The 5,993-nt window shown below is 66.3% G+C and carries 4 protein-coding genes; 1 reads left to right on the forward strand and 3 read right to left on the reverse strand.

Going from position 1 to position 5,993, the window contains the following annotated elements; genetic code table 11:
* Positions 1 to 78: 78 nt before the first annotated feature.
* The 3 genes from H9623_RS18980 to H9623_RS18990 are packed head-to-tail and all read right to left on the reverse strand — an operon-like array spanning position 79 to position 4,062.
* The gene (locus H9623_RS18980; protein ID WP_193721562.1) at positions 79 to 2,181 is read right to left on the reverse strand and encodes a GmrSD restriction endonuclease domain-containing protein; all 2,103 of its coding nucleotides are present in this window, start codon (positions 2,179 to 2,181) and stop codon (positions 79 to 81) included.
* 13 nt (positions 2,182 to 2,194) lie between these two features.
* Positions 2,195 to 3,316, reverse strand: coding sequence for a hypothetical protein (locus H9623_RS18985; RefSeq protein WP_193721563.1), 1,122 nt, complete (start codon positions 3,314 to 3,316; stop codon positions 2,195 to 2,197).
* On the reverse strand, positions 3,313 to 4,062 hold the full coding sequence (locus tag H9623_RS18990; protein WP_193721564.1) for a hypothetical protein: 750 nt from the start codon (positions 4,060 to 4,062) through the stop codon (positions 3,313 to 3,315). Before H9623_RS18990 ends, H9623_RS18985 begins: the two co-directional genes overlap by 4 nt.
* Before the next feature lie 104 nt (positions 4,063 to 4,166).
* On the opposite strand from H9623_RS18990, the gene H9623_RS18995 reads away from it, so the two are divergent.
* Positions 4,167 to 5,915, forward strand: coding sequence for an SIR2 family protein (locus H9623_RS18995; RefSeq protein ID WP_193721565.1), 1,749 nt, complete (start codon positions 4,167 to 4,169; stop codon positions 5,913 to 5,915).
* Positions 5,916 to 5,993 lie beyond the last annotated feature (78 nt).

Raw genomic sequence — 5,993 nt, forward strand, 5'->3', positions numbered from 1 at the left:
ACCTCACACTGCGGCCAGGAACCAACCCCCAGCCTCACGCCTCCACGCAGGTGTCACCAACGTCATGACACAGAACACCTAGCCCTCGCCGAGCTGGTACTCGAAAGCCTGCCGGACGAGTCCCATCACGTAGGTGAAATCTGAGCCCTCGTTCAACGAGACCTCTGTCGGACCGTTGCCCCAGTGCCCCTTGCCGCTGACATCCTCAACGATCCCGCGCTCGTCCTCGAGGGACTCGATAGGGATGTTCAGGCTGAGCCGCATCCGGCTGACCTGGGGGACTACGTCCAGGAAGTTCGTCTCTGCCTTGAAGGCGACGTACAGCTTGCGAAAGTAGCGCGCGACGCCAGGATCGAGCGCCAGCACCTCAGACGTGAGGTGGTCGAAAAGCTCACGACGGGCCGGCGAGAGCAAGTGGGGGTGGTCCTCAATCGAGAATCCCGTCTCGGTGCGAGGTTCCTGGAACCTCGCCAGGACGGCCGCGTCGAGTGTCGGGCGCGTCCAGATCTGAGCGGCCTCCCGTGCGAGCCGGCGGGCCCGCTCTACCAGAGCGTGCTCGTCCCAGGAAGCGAGCTGACCAAGACCCCGGTTGAGGCGCAAGGGACTGTCGCGGAACCCACCTTCCATGTCGCGCTTCACGTCGAACGCGTGGTCCGAGTACTCGGAGTTGTACCCGGTCAGAGTCAGATTACCGAGGGTGTGCAGGTACTTCTCCTGAACGTGCTGCCAGTCCTCGCCCAGTGCCGATCTCCATGCGGCCGAGAGGTTCTCGTTCTGCGGAAGGATGTGCTCGATCGTGTAGTCTTCGATCGATACGTGCTCCTTTCGTCCGTGATTCTCCATCTTACGAAGGAAGTAGGAGCGCCGTTTAAAGTTATAGAGATCTGAGGTCGTCAGCGCCTCGATAAACTCTCCGTCGGTCGGGAATGCACGATAGTTCTTCATACCGAGGAAGTGCGCCTTGACGCTATCCAGGTAGGCGTCCTTGCGCACCGCCTTGTGGAACGTCGCAAAGGTCGTGTTGAGCGAGTTCGTCGGGATCCGGCCGACAGCGCGACGGAAAACGTACGAGGTCACCATGTCGACGATCGCAAGGAGGTCGTCCCTGCTGATCGTCCCGGCGTCGTAGTCGGTGTAGGTGCTCAACAGGAAAGGGTAAACGACGTCGGCCTTGATCTGATCGAGATCCTTGAACGCGGCACGAAGGAGAGGGTCCTGCTCCTTCCCCAGAGCGATCGCGCAGTACCGGCGAGAGTAGTCCCGCACGTCCAGGACGAGCTCGTCGATCGTCTGTCCGGCGGAGATAAAGCGGGCGGCGAAAGACTTGAAGGCGTCGTAGATGTCGTCGAGCCGGGGGATCTCGCCGGTGACGACCGTCAGGTAGTGACGGACGAAGTCGTCGAAGCGAGATTCGTACGCGGCCGGTCCGAACTCGATCTCCATCGGCCGCCAGAAACCGGTATAGATCTTCTCTTGGGCCTTGGGAGCCAGGTCCATGAGAACGAAGTTGCGGATCAAATCTGCCTGGGAGAGCTTCTTCCCGGTCGAGTTCATCGCCTCGAAGACCAGCTGAGGGTTGTCGACGCCCCGTTCGAGCCGGACGTCGACAACGACGAGCTTGGCGAGCCCGCGGCAGACGGCCGCGAGGTCCGTGCGCGGGTCGGCGAGACGATCTCTGAAGTAGTCGTAGTTGGCGACGAGCCTGGCGGACCCCGACGGCTCAGGTGCAACGCCCTGGAGTATCGCGATGAGCGTGTCCCGATCGCTCTGCGACAGGATCAGCTTGTACTGCCTTTCGTCGGATTCGTCGTCATTGAGGAGGTAGCGGTTGCGGATCTTCCGGGGGGAAAAGCCGTCGATCGGCTCTTGCTGGTCCGTCGGAAGTGCTTCCAGCCGTTCTGCGAGCGCGCTCAGCAGCAGCGTGACCGTCGTGACGCGCTGCTGCCCGTCGATGATCAGGTTGGGCTCGAACTCCGTCAGGGCGGACAAGGAGCGTTCCACGTGGACCACGGAGCCCGTGAAGTGGGCCCCGAGACTCTCACTGGAACCCGCACGGAGCAGGTCCCGCCATAGTTGGGCGCACTCGTTCTCCGACCACGCGTACGTCCGCTGATAGATGGGGACGATAAACTGGCTGCTCTTCTTGAGGAGCATCAGGAGCGATGCATCGACAGCTTTCACGTGTTCGTCGTCCTTAGATCGAGACGTGGTCGGGAAACCACGTCGACGCGGTGACCGAGGTGATCTTGACTGGTCCCTCGTCGTTGAGAACGACAAGGTCCCCAGCCGTGGTAAGTCGGATCGCGGAGCCGTCCGGTAGCGCTCCGGCCAATGCGGCCACGAGTGCTGACGGATCGTCGACCGCAACGTCCGACAGGTGGGCCCCGGACATACTGTCGACAACGTCGCCACGTTTGAGGCGATACCGGTGCGGGACCAGAAAGCCCCGCGGCGCGTCCGGGTCGACTGCCGGTTCCTCTCCGAGAAAGCCCAAGAGGATGCGACGACCCTTGATGTAGCCGACTGTGGCGCCGTCGTCGGCGACCCGAAGCTCACCCTTCGGACGTAGCGAGATCCACTGGGCAAGGATAGTCGGGGCGCGATCCCCCAGGAGGCCGGCGAGCGACTCACCGGAGTCAAGGTCGACGAGTCCGCCCGACACCGTGAGCCGAACCCGACGTTCGGGCATCTCTTCGGTCCACGGATACCCCACGGGCGGGCGGGTGGCTTGGCGGGCGGTGGATGCGACCTCCTCGCGGTGCACTTCGTCCACCGTCTCCTGATCAGCCTCGACCTCGATCGTTGGGCTCTCCGTCGGCGCCGTCCCGGCAAGAGGCCATTCGCCGCGCCTGATCGATTCGACGCGTTCGAGAACCGCTTCGGCGGGTCCAGCGATCGCCAGTCCGACGCGGTCCGCAACTTGGTGGACGACAATGGCGGCCTCCTCGAGCGAGTCGAGGTTTGGCTCCACCGAGTAGTGCTGCCAAGCGTTCCTCGTCGTCCGCACGTCGTCTAGGAAGTCATAGAACTCCTTACCCTTCGGCAGGCACGCTCGGAGCGGGCTCGTCGAGTGGAAAAGGGGTTCACCGATCACGAAGCTCGGGTCGAAGCGATTCTTCGGGACGAACTTGGCATGCTCGGCCTGCCGGGCTGCGCGGAGGGTCTCGAACCAACCGGGACCAGCAACCTGGTGCCCGTAGTCGTCGTAGCGCTTGCCGAGCTCCAGGCCGAACGCAGCCATGAGCGTGTGGTACGACGCGAGCACTTGTCCAGCGTCCTCCGCCTCCGGGAGCGTCACCGAGACCGTCGTCATCATACGAGTGGCTCCAGCCCACCAGGGGCGCCGAAGTCGTGCATGATGGGCAACACGCGAGTCATGGCGAAAGCAACGAGCAGTGCCGCCGAATCATCGCCATCGACCTCGACTGCGATCGTATCCTTATACCGCGTGACACCAGGCAGGAGCTCCGAGTACGTTCCGGTGCGGATCGCGCCATGCTCGACGAGCAGAGCCTCGGGATCGGCGCCTTCGAGCATCGCGAAGAGATCCATCCATGTCGCCTGGTTAAGGGTCGGCCACGCCCTGCCGCCGAACTTCATCGCACGCAGCAATGCGACACTCGTCCCGTCGTCTGTCAACTTCGTGGTCATTCGACCGCTCTGCGACAGGCGCTGGTAGTTCGCCGGTCCGCCATGGAAGTCGATCAGCATCACCTCACGCGCCCCGCCCTCCCAGTCGAGCACAGCGACCGTGCCTCGGAACTCGTCGGGGGTGGATATCTCAGCGATGCTGGCAACTGCCCGCCGCACACCATCGAAGGCCGTCGACGTTCCCTCGTAGGTCGTCGACGATGGCGAAAGCTCGAGATTGGCTAGGCCAACAGCAATGGGCACGGCGACTCCAATGTCGAACTTCGATCTGGTCAAGGGCGGTTCAACGGTCGAGTTCAGATCGTCACGCGAACTTCCAGCCGTTGCTGATCCGATGATGAACGCCTGAGCGCCCGGCGCGCTGGACCGGGCGCAGTGGTCGTTCTTCGCTTGTTCGCGCGTATCGGACATATCTATCACCGGAGCCGCATGGCCGTCACCTCTCGAAGGGGTGAATTCCTCCGGCTCTCCCCTGCGTCGGCGACAGCCCCGCCCCCGGCGTGCAGAATCACCGCATGCCCAGCCACCTGTCCGCCCCGATCCCGACTTCCGCGGCCCCCGCACCGCCGCCCCCCGGAGCAACCCCCGGCCATCTCTTCGTCCTCAACGGCCGCCTCGAGGCTCTCGGGGCGGACGCCGTCGTCATCTCGACCGACTCGCGCTTCAGCATCGGCGATCACTGGCGTCCGGCCGCGGGCCTGGGCGCCCGCGAGGACTGGGCCGGCCTCCGTCCGCAGGGCTGGCAGCGCGGCTCCGCACTCCCGGCAAGCCGCCAGCCTCGGCCCGGCCGTCAGGTCTGGTTCCTCGATGCGATCGGCGCGACGCCCGACGAGGTCGGGCGCGCTGCCGCTCGAGCTGTCGAGCAGATCGCGCGGACGGGCAGCCAGCGCCTTCGTTCCACCGCCCACGCGGCGGGCCGCGACCTGCCCCTGGTCGCTATCCCGGTCCTGGGTACGGCAGGCGGCGGCCACGACCTCGAGCGAGGCCTGGTCATCGACGCCCTCCTCGCCCACCTCACAGCAGCCGCCGGAGAGCACGGGGTCGACGTCGCGCTCGTCGCGTCGAGCCGGTCCGACTACTCGGCGCTCCAGCACCGCCGCCGGGCCGCAGGGCGTCGCGCCCTCCCGACCAAGGAGCTCGACGACCAGGCTCGCGACCTCGGCGACCGCGCAGCCCGCGGCGACCTCGCCCTCTTCTTCGGCGCAGGCGTGAGCATCGCCGCGGGCCTGCCCTCGTGGGGTGCGCTCCTGGAGAAGCTCGTGGAGGCGATGGGCCTCGACATCACGCCCGAGGACCTCAAGGGCCTCGGTTCGCTCGAGCAGGCCGAGCTCCTGCAGGTCACGTTGGCCAAACGCTCGGGCCGGCACGACGAGGCCGCGCGTCGCGACAGCCAGGAGCAGCTGGGCCGTCAGGTCGCGTCGACCCTCGCCAGGGACGACCTCCGCCCGAGCCTTGCCCACTGCCTGCTCGCGGGCATGCGCATCCCCGAGGCGGTGACCACGAACTACGACCACCTCTACGAGGAGGCGGTCGCGGCGTCGTCGGGCCTTCCTGCCGACCAGCACGACCGTGTAATCTCGACCCTCCCCTGGGACCCCACCGACGCCGCGCGCCCGTGGGTCCTCAAGATGCACGGGGACGTCGACCGTCCGGCGACGATCGTGCTCTCCCGCAGCTCGTTCGTCCGCTACGACACCCGCTGGAAGCCCGTCGGCTCGCTCGTGCAGTCGCTCATGATGACCAAGCACCTCCTCGTCGTTGGCGCCTCGATGACCGACGACAACCTGCTCCGCTTCGCCTACGAGGTCGCCGGGCTCCGTGAGGAGCTCGTCGCGGCGGGTGCGCCCGGCGGGCCGGGGAGCGAGATCGGGACCGTCGTCCACCTGGCCGACGACGTCGCCTTCAGCCGCCTCTGGGCCGGCCGCTTCGACGTCGTCGTCGCGTCCCCTCCCCAGCCCGACGACGGCGCTCCCGCCCGCGAGGCCACCTCACATTTGGAGGAGGAGGCCGAGGCCGCGCGCCGGCGTCGGGCCGCGCGGGGCCTGACCGTCTTCCTCGACACCGTGGCGATGCACGCCGAGCGGGACGCCCCGCACCTGCTCGACGACCGCTATCTCCCCGCGGACCCCGACGAGGCCGCGCTCGTGCGGCGGCTTCGCGAGGACGCTCACGCCGTGCGGCAGCGTGCGGACGTCGGTGGCGACCGGAGCGCAGGATGGCGCGAGCTCGCGGAGGCGCTGGAGCGGTTCGGGACCGCGACCTAGTTGTACCCGGCCATGAGGTTGGTGTCAGTTCGGGTTGTCGAAGGGAGGACCTCCGGGCTTAGTGGAGATGTCGAAGTC

It is taken from the genome of Oerskovia douganii (assembly GCF_015142735.1).
Classification (GTDB): Bacteria; Actinomycetota; Actinomycetes; order Actinomycetales; family Cellulomonadaceae; genus Oerskovia; species Oerskovia douganii.

Bases quoted from the DNA above. Each gene is read 5' to 3' on its own strand.
- H9623_RS18985 (WP_193721563.1), bottom strand. From the start codon at position 3,316: ATGATGACGACGGTCTCGGTGACGCTCCCGGAGGCGGAGGACGCTGGA.
- H9623_RS18990 (WP_193721564.1), bottom strand. From the start codon at position 4,062: ATGTCCGATACGCGCGAACAAGCGAAGAACGACCACTGCGCCCGGTCC.
- H9623_RS18995 (WP_193721565.1), top strand. From the start codon at position 4,167: ATGCCCAGCCACCTGTCCGCCCCGATCCCGACTTCCGCGGCCCCCGCA.